At 42.7% G+C, this 314-nt stretch carries 1 pseudogene; it reads left to right on the forward strand.

Features of this window, described 5'->3' with window-relative positions:
* Nucleotides 1-314 (forward strand): annotated as a pseudogene (locus tag OGV93_RS01245) (T6SS effector phospholipase Tle3 domain-containing protein); the annotation flags it as partial.

The raw sequence follows: 314 nt of genomic DNA on the forward strand, positions 1-314 counted from the left end.
GGCGACCAGTATCAAAGCAGTAGTTTCACCTATCCGGATCCTCCAGAATGGCAAACGGTTTTTATTAATGCCGAAAAAGTTCCGGAGCCTATTGATGCTACTAAATTGGCAAATTTTGATGTAACACGAGTGGGGATGGAACATGACGCCAGGCAAATAGATGGCTGGGGAGAGTTCAACCCGGATAAAAAAAATAAAAACGACAATACCTATGACAACTACATTAATCTTTACCCTAATCAGGATATTGTGATTGGCTTTAAGAATTTGGGGACACAATCAGAGCCTCGACTGGTACCCGTGACTCGCAAAGA

It is taken from the genome of Citrobacter sp. Cb031 (assembly GCF_030336725.1).
Taxonomy (GTDB): Bacteria; Pseudomonadota; Gammaproteobacteria; order Enterobacterales; family Enterobacteriaceae; genus Citrobacter; species Citrobacter braakii.